Origin of the sequence: Microbacterium memoriense (genome assembly GCF_025398275.1) — a bacterium.
Taxonomy (GTDB): Bacteria; Actinomycetota; Actinomycetes; order Actinomycetales; family Microbacteriaceae; genus Microbacterium; species Microbacterium memoriense.
Genome location: NZ_JAODOR010000014.1, coordinates 62,019 through 78,909, shown reverse-complemented (window position 1 = coordinate 78,909; position 16,891 = coordinate 62,019). Strand labels below are relative to the sequence as shown.

The 16,891-nt window shown below is 68.4% G+C and carries 23 protein-coding genes; 18 read left to right on the top strand and 5 right to left on the bottom strand.

The window, feature by feature from the left end:
- Nucleotides 1–30: 30 nt before the first annotated feature.
- The 5 genes from N4R40_RS11860 (at nt 31) to N4R40_RS11840 (ending at nt 3,519) form a co-directional block, all read left to right on the top strand.
- A complete protein-coding gene (locus N4R40_RS11860; RefSeq protein WP_261607586.1) occupies nt 31–1,101 on the top strand; it encodes an ABC transporter permease in 1,071 nt (356 codons plus the stop codon).
- A complete protein-coding gene (locus N4R40_RS11855) occupies nt 1,098–1,793 on the top strand; it encodes an ABC transporter ATP-binding protein (RefSeq protein ID WP_261607585.1) in 696 nt (231 codons plus the stop codon). The genes N4R40_RS11860 and N4R40_RS11855 overlap by 4 nt, the downstream gene beginning before the upstream one ends.
- Nucleotides 1,794–1,847: 54 nt before the next feature.
- Nucleotides 1,848–2,186 carry a DUF2269 domain-containing protein gene (locus N4R40_RS11850; protein ID WP_261607676.1) on the top strand — a complete coding sequence of 113 codons (339 nt, stop codon included), beginning with the start codon at nt 1,848–1,850 and terminating at the stop codon, nt 2,184–2,186.
- Between the two features lie 341 nt (nt 2,187–2,527).
- A complete protein-coding gene (gene cmtR / locus N4R40_RS11845; RefSeq protein WP_261607584.1) occupies nt 2,528–2,881 on the top strand; it encodes a Cd(II)/Pb(II)-sensing metalloregulatory transcriptional regulator CmtR in 354 nt (117 codons plus the stop codon).
- A complete protein-coding gene (locus N4R40_RS11840) occupies nt 2,878–3,519 on the top strand; it encodes a cation diffusion facilitator family transporter (protein WP_261607583.1) in 642 nt (213 codons plus the stop codon). Before cmtR ends, N4R40_RS11840 begins: the two co-directional genes overlap by 4 nt.
- Nucleotides 3,520–3,553: 34 nt before the next feature.
- On the opposite strand, the gene N4R40_RS11835 is transcribed toward N4R40_RS11840, so the two are convergent.
- The 4 genes from N4R40_RS11835 to N4R40_RS11820 all read right to left on the bottom strand — a co-directional run bounded on the left by N4R40_RS11835 (nt 3,554) and on the right by N4R40_RS11820 (nt 6,742).
- A complete protein-coding gene (locus tag N4R40_RS11835) occupies nt 3,554–4,342 on the bottom strand; it encodes an EI24 domain-containing protein (RefSeq protein WP_261607582.1) in 789 nt (262 codons plus the stop codon).
- A gap of 22 nt (nt 4,343–4,364) precedes the next feature.
- The gene (locus N4R40_RS11830) at nt 4,365–5,786 is read right to left on the bottom strand and encodes an HNH endonuclease signature motif containing protein (RefSeq protein WP_261607581.1); all 1,422 of its coding nucleotides are present in this window, start codon (nt 5,784–5,786) and stop codon (nt 4,365–4,367) included.
- Nucleotides 5,787–5,945: 159 nt separating this feature from the next.
- Nucleotides 5,946–6,344, bottom strand: a complete 399-nt coding sequence (locus N4R40_RS11825) for a DoxX family protein (RefSeq protein WP_261607580.1) — start codon at nt 6,342–6,344, stop codon at nt 5,946–5,948.
- Nucleotides 6,345–6,361: 17 nt separating this feature from the next.
- Nucleotides 6,362–6,742: an FAD-dependent oxidoreductase gene (locus N4R40_RS11820; protein ID WP_324291878.1), complete on the bottom strand. Its 381-nt coding sequence runs from the start codon at nt 6,740–6,742 to the stop codon at nt 6,362–6,364.
- A 121-nt stretch (nt 6,743–6,863) separates the two neighbouring features.
- Here N4R40_RS11820 and N4R40_RS11815 point away from each other — a divergent pair, with 121 nt between their 5' ends.
- The 9 genes from N4R40_RS11815 to N4R40_RS11775 all read left to right on the top strand — a co-directional run bounded on the left by N4R40_RS11815 (nt 6,864) and on the right by N4R40_RS11775 (nt 13,434).
- Entirely contained in the window at nt 6,864–7,781 is a 918-nt protein-coding gene (locus N4R40_RS11815; RefSeq protein WP_261607578.1) for a phosphotransferase family protein, read from the top strand.
- A gap of 26 nt (nt 7,782–7,807) precedes the next feature.
- A complete protein-coding gene (locus tag N4R40_RS11810; protein ID WP_407665905.1) occupies nt 7,808–8,683 on the top strand; it encodes a 3-methyladenine DNA glycosylase in 876 nt (291 codons plus the stop codon).
- Nucleotides 8,680–9,030, top strand: a complete 351-nt coding sequence (locus N4R40_RS11805; protein ID WP_261607577.1) for an SRPBCC family protein — start codon at nt 8,680–8,682, stop codon at nt 9,028–9,030. Before N4R40_RS11810 ends, N4R40_RS11805 begins: the two co-directional genes overlap by 4 nt.
- A gap of 54 nt (nt 9,031–9,084) precedes the next feature.
- Complete coding sequence (locus N4R40_RS11800; RefSeq protein WP_261607576.1) at nt 9,085–9,687, top strand: DUF1349 domain-containing protein; 603 nt, start codon at nt 9,085–9,087, stop codon at nt 9,685–9,687.
- On the top strand, nt 9,684–10,199 hold the full coding sequence (locus N4R40_RS11795; protein ID WP_261607575.1) for a GNAT family N-acetyltransferase: 516 nt from the start codon (nt 9,684–9,686) through the stop codon (nt 10,197–10,199). Before N4R40_RS11800 ends, N4R40_RS11795 begins: the two co-directional genes overlap by 4 nt.
- A 94-nt stretch (nt 10,200–10,293) precedes the next feature.
- Nucleotides 10,294–11,823 carry an MATE family efflux transporter gene (locus N4R40_RS11790; RefSeq protein ID WP_261607574.1) on the top strand — a complete coding sequence of 510 codons (1,530 nt, stop codon included), beginning with the start codon at nt 10,294–10,296 and terminating at the stop codon, nt 11,821–11,823.
- A 66-nt stretch (nt 11,824–11,889) separates the two neighbouring features.
- Complete coding sequence (locus N4R40_RS11785) at nt 11,890–12,192, top strand: DUF427 domain-containing protein (protein WP_261607573.1); 303 nt, start codon at nt 11,890–11,892, stop codon at nt 12,190–12,192.
- A gap of 37 nt (nt 12,193–12,229) precedes the next feature.
- Nucleotides 12,230–13,030: an alpha/beta fold hydrolase gene (locus N4R40_RS11780; protein WP_261607572.1), complete on the top strand. Its 801-nt coding sequence runs from the start codon at nt 12,230–12,232 to the stop codon at nt 13,028–13,030.
- 5 nt (nt 13,031–13,035) lie between these two features.
- Nucleotides 13,036–13,434, top strand: a complete 399-nt coding sequence (locus N4R40_RS11775) for an LssY C-terminal domain-containing protein (protein ID WP_315902501.1) — start codon at nt 13,036–13,038, stop codon at nt 13,432–13,434.
- Nucleotides 13,435–13,454: 20 nt separating this feature from the next.
- Here the strand turns inward: N4R40_RS11775 and N4R40_RS11770 are convergent, their stop codons facing one another.
- Nucleotides 13,455–14,378: an NADP-dependent oxidoreductase gene (locus N4R40_RS11770; RefSeq protein ID WP_261607674.1), complete on the bottom strand. Its 924-nt coding sequence runs from the start codon at nt 14,376–14,378 to the stop codon at nt 13,455–13,457.
- An 83-nt stretch (nt 14,379–14,461) separates the two neighbouring features.
- On the opposite strand from N4R40_RS11770, the gene N4R40_RS11765 reads away from it, so the two are divergent.
- The 4 genes from N4R40_RS11765 (at nt 14,462) to N4R40_RS11750 (ending at nt 16,875) form a co-directional block, all read left to right on the top strand.
- Nucleotides 14,462–15,409 (top strand): Gfo/Idh/MocA family protein, encoded by a 948-nt coding sequence (locus N4R40_RS11765; protein WP_261607571.1) that lies wholly within the window; start codon nt 14,462–14,464, stop codon nt 15,407–15,409.
- Nucleotides 15,410–15,428: 19 nt separating this feature from the next.
- Nucleotides 15,429–15,866 (top strand): hypothetical protein, encoded by a 438-nt coding sequence (locus tag N4R40_RS11760; protein WP_261607570.1) that lies wholly within the window; start codon nt 15,429–15,431, stop codon nt 15,864–15,866.
- A gap of 65 nt (nt 15,867–15,931) precedes the next feature.
- A complete protein-coding gene (locus tag N4R40_RS11755; RefSeq protein WP_261607569.1) occupies nt 15,932–16,570 on the top strand; it encodes an acyl-CoA synthetase in 639 nt (212 codons plus the stop codon).
- Nucleotides 16,567–16,875, top strand: coding sequence for an amino acid transporter (locus tag N4R40_RS11750; protein ID WP_261607568.1), 309 nt, complete (start codon nt 16,567–16,569; stop codon nt 16,873–16,875). The genes N4R40_RS11755 and N4R40_RS11750 overlap by 4 nt, the downstream gene beginning before the upstream one ends.
- The last annotated feature ends 16 nt before the right edge of the window (nt 16,876–16,891 follow it).

Genomic DNA, 16,891 nt, shown 5'->3' with positions numbered 1-16,891 from the left:
CCCCAGGTCGGGTGACCGGAAAGGAATCTCATGTTCGTCGCGCTCCGCGACCTACGCTTCGCCCGCGGCCGTTTCGTCTTGATCGGGTCGGTCGTTGCCCTCATCACCGTTCTCGTCGGCTTCCTCAGCGGCCTCACCGGCGGCCTCGCCACCCAGAACATCTCCGCCGTCCTATCGATCCCGGCAGATCGGGTCGTATTCTCTGCTCCGACCACGGACGGCGCGGCTCCAAGCTTCTCTGACTCCACCATCAGCGAACAGCAGACCACTGCCTGGGACACCGCGGCTGGCGTCACCTCGGCAGAACCCATCGGGATCAGTCAGACCCGGGCAGAGGCCGGCGACACCCGCATCGCGATCGCCATCTTCGGAGTGCAGCCCGGTTTCAACGCCACCGCCCCCTCTAAGGACGGCCGGGTGAGTCTGTCCGCTCCCGCAGCCAAAGACCTCGTCATCGCCACCGGCGATGACGTGACGATCGCGGGGACCACCTACACGGTCGAAACGATCGCTGGTGATGCCTGGTACAGCCACACCCCCGTGGTGGAGATGACCCGGTCCGACTGGCAGGCCTACTCGGCAGCCACCGGCAACCCCGACGCTTACGCTACGGTCCTCGCTGTCACTGGGTCGCCGGACTGGGAGACCACAGACACCGCAAACTCCACCGTCTCCCACACCGTCGTCGGGTCGTTGACCGCGCTCAGCGCGTTCCGCTCCGAGATCGGGTCGCTTCTGCTGATGGTCACCATGCTGTTCGGGATCTCTGGCCTGGTCATCGGCGCGTTCTTCACCGTCTGGACCATGCAACGCAAGGGCGACATTGCAGTGCTCAAAGCACTCGGCGCAAGCACGTCCTCTCTGGTCCGGGACGCACTGGGTCAGGCGCTGATCGTCTTGCTCCTGGGGATAGGAATCGGGTTGGGACTGGTCACCCTCTTTGGCGCGCTCGCCGGTACCGCCCTGCCGTTCCTCCTGAACCCACTCACGACACTGCTGCCCGGCGCGATCATGATCACGCTCGGCCTCGCTGGAGCCGCATTCGCGCTCCGCTCCGTGACCTCCGCCGACCCCCTCACCGCCCTCGGGAGCAACCGATGATCCGCCTCGACAGCATCACCCTCACCTTCCCCGACGGCGACAATCGCGTCACCGCCGTCAACCAGGTCAGCCTCACCGCTCACCCAGGAACCGTCACCGGCATCACCGGACCCAGCGGCTCCGGAAAATCCAGCCTTCTCGCCGTCGCCGCGACCCTCATCCGCCCCGACTCCGGGCAGGTCATCATCGACGACGTCGATGCCACCCGCCTCACCCCCGGCGACGCGACTGAGACCCGCCGGAACAAGATCGGCATCGTTTTCCAGCAGTCCAACCTCATCCCGTCCCTGACTGCGCTCGAGCAGCTGTCCGTCATGAACGAGCTCGGCGCGCGCCACTCCCGCCGAAACCGTGGCAACGCCGGCAAACGAGCCGAGACGCTTCTCGATGCGGTTGGACTCACCGACCACCGAGACAAACGACCCCATCAGCTCTCCGGAGGTCAACGCCAGCGAGTGAACATCGCCCGCGCCCTGATGAACGACCCCAGCGTGCTCGTCGTTGACGAACCCACCAGCGCCCTCGACCAGGAACGCGGCGCCAGCATCATCCAGCTCATCCTCCGCCTGACCGACGAGTTGAACACCTCGACGCTGCTCGTCACCCACGATCTTGTCCACCTGCCCCGGATGCACGGTGTCGTCAACCTCGTCGACGGCAAACTCGTCGACACCGTCTCCGCAACCGCGTAACAAGCAGCCCTTCAGCAAAGGAGATCCCCTTGGACCTTCTGTTCAGCGTCCGGCCTGCGCGCGCTTCGCACCGGAGACACCGCTCGCGCAACCGCGTCAGCCAAGAGCCTCGGCCGCCTGACATACCTGTCCCTCCTGGTGATTGTCACCGGATTCGGGGTCATGGGTATGGCCGACCCGAAATATGACCTCTCCATCACCACCCCCTGGGTTCTGGGATCTCTCATCCTGTATGTGATCGCCGTTGCGCTCACGCTCGGGATCGTCATCCCTACATACCTCCACCCGGAACGGCGGGAACCGAAGCAGCGCTACACACGCGTCGCGGTGAGCCCAGGCATCACAGCCATATGCCTGGTCGCGATAGTCGTGCTGATGGTGTGGAAGCCCTGACACCCGCACGAACGTGCACGATCCGACGCGCTCAACGGTTGGCAGGGTGCATCTCACTGAGCCACGCCGCTGACCGCTCAGGAATCGCCCAGCGTGCAGCGGGCTCAACGGAATGGACAACTCGTCCTCGGATGCGGTGCAATCCGCGTGGATATCTTCGCTCCCCGAGCGTCGTGGCGTCGCGCGGTCGGGATGGACATGTCGCACCGAGTCCTACAGGTAGTAGGTAGTCATGTAGGGACCGCTGGAAGATGTCCATTTCGTAAGAGAGTCGTCCACGGCATGTCCAAGTGGACATTTCGAGTGCGCTTTATGTACAGCGGCCACTGTATGATCAGTGGATGCTGACTATTACGACGCGTCTCGATGTAATGAACCGGCTCGGCCGGGCGATGGCCGATCCGACTCGATCGCGGATTCTGATGGTGTTGCTCGAGGGGCACTCCTACCCGGCGGTGCTCGCGCGGGACCTCGAGTTGACCCGGTCGAACGTCTCGAACCACCTCACCTGTCTGCGGGATTGCGGGATCGTCGTCGCGGAGCCGGAGGGCCGGCAAACCCGATACGAGATCTCCGACCCGCACCTGACAGCCGCGCTCACCGCGCTCGTCGACGTTGCTCTCGCCGTCGACGCGGACGCCCCATGCCTGGACCCGTCTTGCGCTGTCGCCGGCTGCTGTGAGGTCACGGCATGACCACGCTTACCCCCGACCGTCGAGAGCGGCTCCACCGCCGGGTGCGGTTCATCGTCGCGTTCACGATCACGTACAACGTCATTGAGGCGATCGTCGCCATCACCGCCGGTGTGCTGGCGTCCTCGGCGGCGCTGATCGGATTCGGTCTCGATTCTGTCGTCGAGGTGCTCTCGGCGGTCGCGATCGCATGGCAGTTCACACGGAAGGATCCCGAGCGGTGGGAGAAGGTCACCGTGCGCGCGATCGGGCTGGCGTTCTTCGCCCTTGCCGCCTACGTCACCATCGACGCGATCCTCAGCCTCGTCTCGCAAGAGGGACCCGAACACAGCCCGCTCGGGATCGGTATTACCGCGCTCAGCCTGCTGGTGATGCCGCTTCTGGCCTGGTTCGAGATCCGCACCGGACGCGAGCTCGGATCAAAGAGCGTCCTCGCCGACGCACGCCAGCTGCTGCTGTGCGTCTATCTCTCCGGCGCCGTCTTCATCGGGCTGATCCTCAACAGCCTGTTCGGCTGGTGGTGGGCAGACTCCGTCGCCGCGTTGGTCGTTGCCGCTCTCGCCGTTCGTGAGGGTATTGAAGCCTGGACCGGCGACGTCGAGTCACCCTTCGAGGTGCTGAGCGAGATGAAGGAAGAGTAGCCCGCAGACATCTCTCCACGTAGTCTGCAGCCGCCTACGCCGACGTGTTCTGTTTCGACGCGGCCGCGGGCTGACCCGTCGCCGGGAGTAGTTCGCGTGCGAGCAGAGCCGAACCGGCGACTGCGGCCGGCATGGTCGCCACGGCTCCGCCCGGCACGAGGAAGCACAGCTGTGTCGCGACGCCGAACCCGAGCGTCAGCGCGCGGTGCCGACGCATGAGTGCGCGGCGCTGCGACGCGACGAGGCCCCGCGCAGTCAGGGCGCGTGAGCCGAGCTCGTCGGCGAGGAGCATGCCGGTGAGGAAAACGGCTGTGACGGCAGAGAGAGCGCCGCCGACTCCGGGGATCAGCCCGAGAAGAGCCGCGAAGAGTGCGACGCCGATTCCGCGGAAGACGAGTCCCGCACTGTCCGCGAGCGACCGCCAGAATCCTCCCTCGGATGCCGGCGGCGCTTCGCCCAGGTCGGCTTCGACGGCTCGCCAGATGCGCTCGTAGAACGGTTCCCCGACGAAGAGGGTCAGAGCGGTGAACGAAATCGCGACGATCACGAGTGCTGCGCCGATCAGCGCGGTGCCGACGGCGATGCGGATGACGGACGCCCAGAGCCCCGGCCATCCCTCGGCGAACGGTGTCAGGGCGACCGTGATGCCGGGGACGGACGACGCGAGCGCGACGAGGCCCACCAGCAGCACCGTCGCGACGATTGCGGCGGGAATCAGACCGAGCGCCATCAGGCGTGGGCGTCGCCGCCAATAGCGGAAGCCGCCGCCCAGGAGGGCCATCCCTCGGGTGAACTCGCGCATCGGCGCGCGGGGTCGGGGCATGCAATGCAGAATAGCCTCGGGTTCAGAATCCCGCTCCGTCGGCGGGATCGTAGGGTGTCGCGAGGAGCCGTGCCCAGGGCGGTTCGGTGACTGCTTCGAGCACGGGTGGCGCATCGTTTCGGTATTTTCGCCGGGTCGGCGACGTGAACAGCAGTGTGCCGCCGCCGAGGTGTTCGATCACCCACGGCGAAGCGTGCTTGAGCCGGTGGTGTCGGCGACAGAGGATCTCAAGATTGCCCGCGTGGGTCTTCCCGCCCTCGGAGAAGGCGATCGTGTGGTCGGCGTCACTGCGGCGGGCCTGGCGACGGCATCCGGGCCACCGGCAGCACCGGTCACGAGCATCGAGAAGGCGGCGAAGCCGCTTGCTCGGCGGGTAGCTGTCGAGCCTGAGCGGCTCGGCCGTGACCGGGTGAATCATGACTCGCTGCCACGACTCGGCCGCCGCCGCGAGGATGCGGGCCGTCTCCGCATCGATCGGTCCATGACCGTCGAGGATCGCCGGCGCGTCGTCGAGGCCGGCGAGAGTGAGGATCGGGATCGTCACCTGCACGGTGGCGCGGATGGCGGCGAGGCCACTGTCGCCGTGGGCGGCGGGAGCGCCGCTGAGCAACAGGTCGCACATGATGTCGGCGCGGCGTTGGTCGAGGGTCCGGTCGTCGCGCTCTTCGGGGTCGGACTCGTCGCCTTCCGCCCCGTCGCCCTCGAGCCCGTCGCCCTCAGTGTCGGCGTCATTCAGCGCGACGGCCATATCGGTCACGCGTTCGAAGATGCCCTGAACGAGAGCCGCGGGGGCGTCGAGGAGGAGCCGCGACAGCCCGTCTTGCAGGGCGTAGGTCTTCACCTGCCGTTGCGCGAGCGCATCGCGTTGCCGCTGCTCGGTGATGTCGGGCTGGAGGTGCGCCGCGATGACCCGGGCGATCTCGCGGAGTTCAGGTGCCGTCGCGACGTCAGCGCGAGTGAGGACGAGCTCTTCGTAGTGGGGGCGGATGGCCTCATCGAGCGGCATGCCGGCATCGATGATCGCCGACGCGTGACGTTCGTCGATGCGCCCGGTGCGCAACGCCTCGAGCGTCGCGGGGAAGTTGTGGACGAGAGCTGCACCGTCGCCCAGCCAGATCGAGACGGTGCGCTCGCCGACGCGGAGCGCACAGGCGAGCTCGGCCATCACTTCGCGCAGAGGAATCGTGTCGCCGATCTCGCGTCCTGGGCGTGCGGCGTGCCGCTGCGCGGTGCGGAGGGCGACGAGTTTCAGCGCCTCCGCGCACAGTTCTGCGCGGTCGGCGTGCAGGCGGGCCATCTCGGCACGATTCTGCTCGGCGCGCTCGACGATCAGCGACAGATCTTTCCAGTGGGGGTCCAGGTCCGCCGCTTCGCGCGGCACCTGCTCGCCACCGGAGAACGACACTGGGCGGTGCGGCCCTGTGGGTGATTGCGACTCTTTCATGGCACTCCTCGACGCGAAGAAAATATTCACGCCTGGAGGCATCGTCCAAGCTCGCCCCCAGTCGGGCCGATCGCCAATACAGAAAGACTAGCATATATCGACGAGATAATGAACTGCCATTTCAGCACAAAATAGAACATAACTGCGCTCGATCCCGAATCAGCGCGCGCGCAGCGCCTGCCGGATGAGGGTGAGCTGCAGCGGTAGCCGCGCGATCGAGACGACGAACGCGATCCACGCTCGCGGGGTGCGCCGGCGGAGCGCGCGGCGACCGAGGTCGAGGCTCATCTGGATGTTCGCCGGCCAGATCGCGGCGAGCACGAGCGCGCTGGCACATCCGGCGGGCTGACGCGTCTTGGGCGCGACCAGACCGAGGGCGCACGCCAGCTCCACGAGCCCCGACGCCACTACGAGCGTGCGATCCCAGCGCCGCAGCGGACGCGGGACGATCGGCGTGAACACACCGGGTCGCACCAGATGGATGATCCCCGACACCGCAAACGGCAGAGCCACGACCCAGAGAACGTGGGCGGCTGGCTTCTTCGCGCGGCGACTCATCCTGCCATTGTGCAGGCTCACCGCGGCGTCGCACCCAGAATCGCGCGCGCGGCACGCTCGCCCGACGCGAGCGCGCCGTTGATGGATGCCGTGTCCCGGTGGTCGCCCGCGACGAATATCCGGTCGGCGAGCTGCGCGGGGCCACGCGATCTGAGAGGTGCGGGTTGTGCTGGAAGAGCGTCGGGGATGTCATCGCGCCGCAGAAGCTGCCACGCAGCGACATCGCCCTGCCAGATCTCGCTCAGGTGCCTGCGCACATCGGCCTCGGCGACCGCGCACGGCAGCAGGCAGGTCGCCTCGACCGGGTGTCGCCCGCTCGGAGCGTAGGACGGCACCGTGCGCGATATCACCACCGTGTGCACGACGGGTCCGCTCCGACGGCCGTCGACGGCGAGCAGGCGTTACGGTGGCCACGAGAACCCTTGACGCGAGAAGGAGCAGTTCAATGAGGCCGCTCCGAATGGACGACCGTGCGGGGGTGGCCTGGGCACGTTCGGGGTCGCGCGGAGCGGGCCAGCGATGGCAGCCGACGCCACCGCGCGGCGGGTGCTCCGAGCGCTCGGGCGAGAAGTCGAACACCCGTCGCCGCTTGGCACAGGGCTCGCGAGCGATGCGTGGCGTGTGAGATCGGGGCCTGCGTGGTGGGCCCTGCGCATTGCGCGAGATCGGCCCGGCGCCGGCGCAACCTACCCCATGGAACATGCGGTGATGGCCGAGCTAGCGCGGGCCGGTGCCCGCGTGCCCCGGCCCGTGCGCGGCAGTTGGCAGCTCGACGGCTGGACCGGGCCCGCATTCTCGGTGACGACCGGCCTCGAGGGTGCACCGCTTGCGGAGAGCGACAGGCTGCGCGCCGCGCCCGCCCTGGCGGCCTTCCTCCGCGTGCTGCACGCGCAACCTGTCTCAGGGTTCGGCGCCGTGCAGGTGGACGGTGGCGCCCTGCGCGGAGAGCAGTCGTCGATGCCCGCCGGTTTGATGGCGTGGGCCCGGCGCCCACTGTGGCCTCTGGGGCACGCGCGGCTCGAGGATCACGCGGCGCTCGCCGATCGACCGCATCTCCGCGAGCGGTTGCAAGCTCATGCGCCCGTGGTGCGCGCGGCGCTCGAGAGCGGGACTGGCGTTCTGGTGCATCCCGATCTCCACGAGGAGAACATCCTCGACGCGGGCGGCGAGATCGGCGTCATCGACTTCGGGGAGGCGCTCATCGCTCCCGCCGCCTGGGAGTTCGCCGCCGTTGGCTACTTCACGGACGACGCCACCGCCGACGCCACCCTGTCGGCTTACGCCGCCGACGACGCCGCGCGGGTGCGCTTGCGCGCCGACAGCACCGCCATCGGGCTGTGCTTCGGCGTGCACCGGTGGGCCCATGACGGCGATCTCTCCGAAGAGAGGGATGCGTTCAACGACACCTTCCTGCGGCGCACGCTCGCGAGGATGTGAGCACGCATCGGACGTATCCTCGATGCGTGCTCACCATCGATTCCGCTCTCGCGATCAGCGAGTGGCGCCCGCTCGAAGAGCGACACCACGCCCGAGCCGATGCGCTGACCGAGGGGCGGCGAGCCCGTGCATCGCGAGGTCAGACGCATCCGGTCGACGACTTCCTCTACACGTACTACTCGTACAAGCCGGCGATCCTGCGGCGCTGGCATCCGGGTGTCGGAGTGGCGTTACGGGAGGCCGCCGACACCCCGCGGGCCGAGTGGCGCTGGTACCGCTCAGACGGCGAGGACCTTGTCGTCGACACGGCCAGCTTCGTCGCTGACAAGGGCCTCATGCTCGCCGGCATCGGAAACATTCTGCGCGCGACGTCCGACGCCCGTGCCCAGTACGGATGCTTCGGACTCCACGAATGGGCGATGGTCTACCGCGAGGCAGAGCACCGGCATCCCGTGCCGTTGCGTCTCGGGCGGGAAGGAACGGATGCGGTCGTCGACGCGCATCCCCTCACCTGCACGCACTTCGACGCCTACCGGTTCTTCACCCCCGACGCCGTGCCCCTCAACCGGCGTGAGCTGAGCCGCGCGCAGCAGTCCGCAACCGAGCAGCCCGGGTGCCTGCACGCGAACATGGACCTCTACAAGTGGGCCGTGAAGCTGGGCCCGCTCGTTCCCGGCGACCTGCTGCTCGACTGCTTCGAGCTCGCGCGGGACATCCGCGAACTCGACATGCGCGCGTCGCCGTACGACCTCGTCGAGTGGGGCTACGCGCCGGTGCCCATCGAGACGCCCGAGGGCAAGGCGACCTACGTCGCCCACCAGCGGGAGTTCACCGACCGTGCGGCGACTCTGCGCGCGCACCTGCGCGCGATCATCGCAGCAGCTCAAGAGGGCGCCGCATGATCACGGTGAACGAATCCATTGCGATCGACCGACCTCAGGCTGACGTGTTCGCGTACCTCGGCGACCCCCGCAATCGCGTCGAGTGGGACTCGTCGGTCATTTCCGAAGAGCTCACCTCGCCCGAGCCGATCGAAGCGGGCAGCACACTTCGCACCCGGATGCTGGCGGTCGGGCGCGAGGTCACCTTCGAGTGGCGGATCGAAAGGTTCGTGCCGCCGACCGGACTGACGGTCGCCAGCACGTCGGGCCCGATGGAGACGACCCTGCGCATCGAGATCACCGGCATGGATGCCGCGTGCACCGTGACGGCGACGATCTCGGATGTGGCGGTCCCGCTGCGCGCCTGACGCCGCTGTCCGGCCGGCCGCCACGACCATGAGCTCCGGCGATAGCGTGGACACATGACTCTGCAGCTCCCCGGCCTGCCCGCCCTGTCGTGGACGAACGGCCCCGGCGTGGCCACGTTCGCGGCCGACATCCTCGAACTCACGGCGGCGCCGGGTGTCGACTGGAGCAACGACTCGCTCGGCGGGCCGCAGCAGCATGCCGCGACGGCGCTCGTCTTCGCCGCACCGGCGGACGACTTCATCCTCTCGGCCCGGGTGCAGGTGCCGGGCGAACGGACGACGTTCGACGCCGGCGCGCTGGCACTGTGGAGCGACGAGGACCACTGGGCGAAGCTCTGCTTCGAGTACTCGCCGCAGGGGCAGCCGATGGTCGTCAGCGTCGTCACCGATCGTTTCTCGGACGACGTCAACAGCGCGCCGGTCGATGACGCCCACGTGTACCTGCGGGTCGCGCGCGTCGGCCCGGCATGTGCGTTCCACGCCTCGACGGACGGCATCCACTGGGATTTCGTGCGGCTGTTCCGGTTGCCGGAAGGAAGCGCGCCGCTGCGCGTCGGGTTCCTCTCGCAAGCGCCGATGGGTGAGGCGTGCGTCGCACGGTTCGACGAGATCTCGCTCGCCGAGCGCCGCCTGGACGACCTGCGCGACGGCTCGTGACCTCGCCGATCCGCGACGCCGTGGCGGCGGATGCCGGGGGCATCGCCGAGATCTACAACGACGCCGTCGCGCACACGACGGCGATCTGGAACGAGCAGAAGGTGGATGCCGCCGATCGCGTCGCCTGGATCGAGGGGCGTCAGACGTCCGGGTACCCGGTGCTGGTCGCGGTGGATCCCGCCGATGACGTGCTCGGATACGCGTCGTTCGGCCCCTGGCGTCCGCACGACGGATACCGTCACACGGCCGAGCACTCCGTGTACGTTCGCGGGGACCAGCGGGGACGTGGGATCGGTGAAGCGCTGCTGCGCGCCGCGATCGCACGGGCGCGAGAAACCGGCATCCACGTCATGGTGGGGGCGATCGAGGCCGGCAACACCGGATCACTCCGCCTGCACGAGAAGCTCGGCTTCGCGCGCATCGGCACGATGCCCCAGGTGGGGATGAAGTTCGGCCGCTGGCTCGACCTCGCCCTGCTGCAACTGACGCTGGACGACCGCCCGAATCCCTGATCTCCGCTGGTGACGCGTGCTGATCGTGTGCGATAATGGAAACTTCGTCTCGAATCGATTCGATTTCCACCCACGAACGCACGAAGGCACGCGCATGGCCAAGAACCTCACTACCGGCAGCCCTTGGCGCGTCATCCTCATGTTCGCCGTGCCGCTGTTGATCGGCAACGTCATCCAGCAGCTGTACCACGTGGCCGACGCGATCGTCGTGGGCCGGTGGCTCGGTGTCGATGCGCTCGCTGCCGTCGGTGCGACGGGCGCCCTGCTCTTCTTGTTGCTCGGCTTCGCGTGGGGAATGACGAGCGGTTTCGCCATTCCGACGGCGCAGGCCTTCGGCGCCCGCGATGACGCCGCCGTGCGGCGGTCGGTCGCGGCCGGCACGATCCTCACGGCGATCGTCAGCGTGGTCCTCACGGTCGGTGCCCCGCTGATCGCGGAGCCCCTTCTTCAGCTCCTCCAGACGCCGCCCGAGCTGCTCGCCGACGCGACCGTGTTCGCGCAGATCAGCTTCCTCGGCGCGGGCACGATGATGTTCTTCAATTACCTGTCGGCGATCATCCGCGCGATCGGCGACTCCCGCACGCCACTCGTGTTCCTGACGATTGCGTGCATCCTGAACGTCGTGCTGGTCGTCCTCATGGTCGGCCCGCTCGAGTGGGGGGTCGGCGGCGCGGCGCTGGCGACCGTGCTCTCGCAGGCGGTCTCGGTACTGCTGTGCCTGGAGTACGTGCGTCGTCGCGTCCGCGTCCTGTGGATCACGCGTGCCGACTTCCACGTCACCCGCGCGGAGCTGCGCGAGCACCTGCGCCTCGGCCTGCCGATGGGGTTCCAGGCATCCATCATCGCGATCGGCACCCTCACGGTGCAGGTCGCGCTCAACCGTCTCGGGTCCGACGCCGTGGCTGCTTACACGGCCGCGAGCCGCGTCGACGGTCTCGCCGTGGCGCTCTTGATGTCGCTGGGCCTTGCCGTCTCGATGTTCGTCGCCCAGAACCACGGCGGTGGACGCCCCGACCGCATCCGCCGCGGCGTCGTGCAGGCCGTGTGGATGGCGATCGCCGGCGCGGTGATCCTCGGCGCGCTCCTCGTCGCCTTTGGCGCCCCCGTCGTGCGCATCTTCGTGGGCGATGCCGCCGATGAGGTGGTCGATCTCGCGCACCTCATGCTCATCATCAACGGCGTCAGCTACAGCGCCCTCGGCGTGCTCTTCGTGCTCCGCGGCACCCTGCAGGGTCTGGGCGACGCGATGATCCCGACGGTCACCGGTGTCGTCGAACTCGTCATGCGCGTGGTCGCCGCGCTCGTGCTGGGGTCCCTCTTCGGCTTCGCGGGAGTCGCCTGGTCGAACCCGCTGGCCTGGTTCGGCGCCGTGCTGATCCTCGTCCCCGCCTACCTGGCCGCACACCGCAAGCTCGCACTCCTGCCGGTCAACCCGGCCGAGGTCACCCTGACGACGCCCATCCCCGTCGTCGGACCGACCGACGGTTCGATGGTCGTCGACGCGATCGTGACGCAGCCGATCACCCTGCCGCAGCAGCACGGAGCGAGCCAGCGCGGACACCTCATCCGCATCCTGCCCCGGCGACGCTCGGGACAGCCCCGGCGACGCAGCGACGCGCGCTGACGCGCGCAAGGCCCTTGCCTCCCCGGGCGCCGCACGACACGCTGGGGGAGGACAAAGGAGGCGCACATGCGCGCAATGCTGGGTGACACCGTGGTGGCTGAGGCGGACAAGGACGACCTCATCTCGATCGAGGGGAATTGGTACTTCCCGCCCGCGAGCGTCGCCTGGGACCTGCTGAGCGAAAGCCCGACGCCCTACACATGTCCCTGGAAGGGCGAGTGCCAGTACTACTCGGTCGCCGACCGCGAGAAGGTCCTGAAGGATCGCGCGTGGGCGTACCCGCATCCGTATCCGACCGCGTTCGAGCGGGTCGGCAAGGACTTCAGCGGATACGTCGCCTTCTGGAAAGAGATCAGCGTCCAGGACTGAGGATGCCGAGGACTGGCGAACGCGGCAGAATCGAGGAGTGAGCTCCCCGCTGCAGCAGTTGACCGAGATGCCCGACCCGCAGTACATCATGGTGGGCGAGGGGCATCGCGTCGCGACGTATTCCTGGGGAGACGAGGCTGATCCGGTCGTCGTGACCGTGCACGGGTTCGCCTCGTCGACGCGCGACAACTGGGTGAGCACCGGGTGGGTACGGGACCTCTTGCGCGCCGGCTACCGGGTGCTCGCGCTCGATCAACGTGGGCACGGCGCCAGCGACAAGCCGCACGAGCCGGGCGATTACGACCTGCGCCAGCTCGCCGGCGACGTCGAAACCATGCTCGACACCTACCTGGTCGACGAGGCGTTCTACGTCGGCTACTCCCTGGGTGCACGCGTCGGGTGGGAAGTGCTGCAGGACATCGCCACCCGTATCCCGAAGGCGGTGCTCGGTGGGGTCCCCGACGGCATTCCGCTCGCCCGTCTCGACATCGATCAGGTGCGCGCCTATGTCGAGGACGGCACCGAGGTCACCGACCCGGTCACACAGAACTACATCCGGTTGACCGAACGGGTTCCGGGCAACGACCTCCGGGCGTTGTTGGCGATCGCCGGAGGGCTGCGGGCCTCGCGCACGGTCGACCCCGATCCCGCGCGCGCGCCGCAACAGCCCGTGATGTTCGCGACCGGGTCGCTCGACGCCATCATCGAGGGGTCCAAGACCCTGGCGGCGGCGTGCCCGCAGGGCCGGTTCGTCGAGATCCCCGACCGGCATCACTTCAACGCCCCCGGCTCTCGCGTCTTCCGCGCCGCCGCGATCGAGTTCCTCGGCGAAGGCTGACGCAGATGGCCGATGCGAAGCGGTACTCGCGAGGCGCCGCCCTCGACTGGTTCTTCTTCGTGGTCGCCGGGCTCGCCGCGCTGTGGCTCGCGGTTCTCAGTTTCACGGAGACCTTTGTCGTCGGATGGTGGGGCGCGCTGTTCGCGGTCGTCTTCTGGGCGCTCCTGGCCTACCTCGTCTTGCCGCGCATCCACCGCATCCTCACGACCGTCTACGTCCCGGACTATTTCATCGGACGTACCCGCACGAGTGACGGCCTGCTCGGCGATCCGGTGAATCTGGCGCTCATGGGCACCGCGGATCAGATCACGAGCGCGATGGAAGCGGCCGCGTGGACGCGGGCCGACCCGGTGACGCTGAGATCCAGCGTCGAGCCAGAGCGCCGCCGCCTACGCGCGTCGTAACGAGGGCACGCGCCGCCGCGTCAGATCGTGACGACGATCTTGCCGCGCGTATGCCCCTCTTCGAGTTGGGCGTAGGCGGCCGCGCCCTCATCGAGGGCATAGGTCGCAGCGATCTCGACCCGCAGGTCTCCGGCCGCCGTGAGTCGGGCAAGCTCGGCGAGCTGGTCGGCATCCGGCCGCACCCAGATGTAGTGGCCGCCGAACTCGGTGCGCGCCCGCGCATCGGCGATCGACGCGACGCGCCCGCCCTCGGCGAGGAGCTCCGGCGTCGCGTCGAGCGAGGTGCCGCCGGCGAAGTCGATGATGACGTCGAAGCCGTCCGGCGCGACCTCGAGGGCAGCGGCCACCAGCCCGTCGCCGTAGGGGATCGGGGTGGCGCCGAGGTTGCGGAGGTAGTCGTGGTTGCGGGGAGATGCCGTGCCCACGACCGTAGCGCCCCGGAGGCGCGCCAGCTGCACGCCGAATGAGCCGACGCCGCCGGCCGCGCCGTGGATGAGCACGGTGTCGCCCTCGCCGACCGCCAGACGTTCGAGCGTCTGCAGCGCCGTGAGTCCCGTGAGCGGCAGCGCCGCCGCGTCGGTGAACGACAGCCCCTCGGGCTTGGTCGTCGCGGTGCGCACCGGCACCGGCATGAATTCGGCCAGGGAGCCGTGCTGAACGACATCCGCGCGGGCGTAGGCGAGGACGGCGTCGCCCACGGCGAACTCGGGGGTGTCGAGCCCGGTCTGCTCGACGATGCCGGCGACATCCCAGCCCGGGACGGCCGGAAGGACCGTGTCGATCGCGCCGCGCAGGTACCCCTCGCGCACCTTGTAGTCGACGGGATTGATGCCCGCGGCGACGACCCGCACGACCAGCGTGTCGGGGCCGATGTGCGGTCGGTCGACCTGCGCGATCTCGAAGCGGTCATTGCCACCGAAGTCGCGGTACACGAGTGCCTTCATCTGCTCAGCCATGCCGAGAGACAACCGTGCCCGCGACGGATGCATTCCCTCGCGCGCGTGCCGTCGTGGCCTATCGTTGCAGCGTGATCAGACTTGCCACGATCGGAACGAGCGCCATCACCGAGCGCTTCATCGACGCCGTCCGGCAGAACGACGGCATCCGCGTCGATGTCGTCTTCTCGCGGGACCTCGCGCGCGGGCGCGCCTTCGCCGACAAGACCGGCGTTGCGGGGGCCTCCGACGACCTCGATGCGCTGCTGGCCTCCGGCCGCATCGACGCTGTCTACGTCGGGTCTCCCAACGGCGCGCACGGCGCGCAGGCGCACCGGGCGATCGAGGCGGGCGTGCACGTTTTCCTCGAGAAGCCCGCGACGCCGACCTCGGCCGAGTTCACGGCGTTGGTGGATGCCGCATCCGCACGCGGCGTGATCATCTTCGAGGGCATGCGCAACGTTTACGACCCGGGTATGGCGGCCGTCCGCGAGCTCCTGCCGGAGGTCGGTACCGTTCGCCTCGTCGCATTCGCGCAGTGCCAGCGCTCGGCGCGCTATGACCTGGTGCTCGCCGGCGAGACCCCCAACATCTTCGATCCAGCACTCGCCGGCGGCGCGGCCTTCGATCTCGGGGTCTACCCGCTGTCGGCTCTCATCGACCTGTTCGGCACGCCGTCGAGCGTTGCGGGCGGCCTCGTCGAGATCGCGACGGGTGCCGACGGCGCCGGGGCCGCGACGCTCACCTACCCGGGCATGGTCGCGCAGCTCGCCTTCTCGAAGATCGGATTCTCCTCACGCCCCAACGAGATCCAGGGCGAGACCGGCACGCTCACGATCGACGAGATCACCCAGCCGCGGCACGTGGTCCTGACGCGACTCGATGGCACGACGGTCGAGCGTCGCATCGACGGCGCCGACAACAACATGGCGTACGAGGTGGGTCGGTTCGCGGAGCTCGTGCGCGGCGAGGTCGACGCCAGGCCCGACCAGCAACGCACCCTCGACGTACTGCGGGTCATCGAGGCGCTGCGGGGCTAGTCCAGACACAGGAGCACACATGGGTGACACGAAAAGCGGCTTCAGCGACGACGAACGCGCCGCGATGAAGCAGCGGGCCGACGAGCTGCGGTCCACGAAAGGCCTGAAGGGTGCGGCGAAGCTCGCGAAAGAAGCGGAAGCCTGCGTCGAGGCCATCGACGCGCTGACCGGCACCGACAAGGAAGTCGCGACGGCGTTGCACCGCATCGTGATCGATGAGGCCCCCGATCTTCAGCACAAGACCTGGTACGGGTTCCCGTCGTACGCCCGCGACGGCAAGGTCGTCGTGTTCTACCAGCCGGCGGAGAAGTTCGAGGCCCGTTACGGCACCGTCGGGTTCCAGGAGGACGCGCTCCTCGACGACGGCGAGATGTGGGCGACGTCCTTCGCCGTGATCGAGGTCACCCCCGCGGTCGAGGCCACGTTGCGCGCCCTGGTGAAGAAGGCCGCCGGGTAATCCCGCCCCTGTCTCGCCGAACCCGCGCAGTCGGTGACCGGTGCGGCGCGGAATAGACTGGGGGAGTGTCCGAGAACCCCGCCCGCACGTTTGCCGTGCGCCATGTGCAGCTCGGTCGCGCCCTCTTCGCCGCCGTCGCGGCGATCATGGTCACCTTCTCGGCGGATCACTCGGCCGAGGTCGGCCTCGCGGTCTTCAGCGGATGGGCGATCGCAACCGCCCTCGTGCTGTTGATCGGTGCCGGACTCGCTTACCCGCGCGGACGCCGCGCCCTGCCCGTGCTCCTCGGAGTGCTCACGATGCTCGCCGGCATGATCGGCGGACTCCCTGGCATCCGCTCGACCACCCTGTTCTTCGTCCTCGTGATCACCTGGGCGCTCGCGACCGGCATCGCGGAGGTGGCGTTCGGCATCCATGGACGTCGCACCGGCGTGCCGGAAGCGCGGGACTCGGTCCTCATCGGCATCTTCACGATCGCGCTCGGCATCGGGCTGCTCATCGTCAATCCGGCGTACCGCCTCGACTACGTCATCGACGCGGCCGGATCGTTCACGCTGACCGGCATCGTCATCGCCGTCGGCATCTTCGGTGCGTACGCCGCGATCGTGGCCGTGTTCCTCGGGATCGCGGGGTTCTCTCCGCGCCGCGAGCCGGCGGCATCCGTCGCACCCGCCACCGATCGACCTGTAGGAGAGTCCGCATGAGCGAGCAGCGACCCACCCGGCGCGACCTCATGAAGCCTGTGCAGCTGCTGGGTTTCGCCTTCGCGGCGGCCCTGTTCGGCGGAATCATCGCGCTGGTGTCGATGGGCTTCTTCCAGGACCTCACCGAAGATCAGCGCGCGCACGTCGTCGTCGTCGCCCTCGTGGTCGCCGGCATCTCGTTCATCGCGACGCTCGTGATGATCGCGCTGCTGATGCTGGCGGTCGATCCCGCCCAGGTCACCAAGCAGATCGATCAGCCCGTGCTGCACCCGAAGGACGACGACTCGCGCCCTTCGGCCCACTGACCGTCGCTCGCTCGCG